At 55.4% G+C, this 224-nt stretch carries 1 pseudogene; it reads right to left on the bottom strand.

Annotated elements, in window-relative coordinates:
• A pseudogene (locus tag DXA54_RS28715) lies at positions 1–224 on the bottom strand (conjugative transposon protein TraJ); the annotation flags it as partial.

Raw genomic sequence — 224 nt, 5'->3', positions numbered from 1 at the left:
AAGAAGTCGCGGATGCCCTTCTTCATGTTGTACATCCCGCGCTCGATGTACATCCCCGCCATCGTCACCATGTCGCCGGGCGACCAGCCCAGTTCTTCCAGTTGTTTGTCAAACTCCTCATTTGACACGAGGTAGGCGGTTTCGGGATTGCGCATCATCGCTTCGTACTCCAGTTTGTCCTTCTGCTCACGGTATCGGTTCATGTCCAGCGTTTCCGCCTCCAG

The organism is Bacteroides sp. OF03-11BH, from assembly GCF_003604005.1.
In the GTDB taxonomy this organism is placed as follows: Bacteria; Bacteroidota; Bacteroidia; order Bacteroidales; family Bacteroidaceae; genus Bacteroides; species Bacteroides ovatus.
This window is presented reverse-complemented; position numbering and strand designations above follow the sequence as displayed.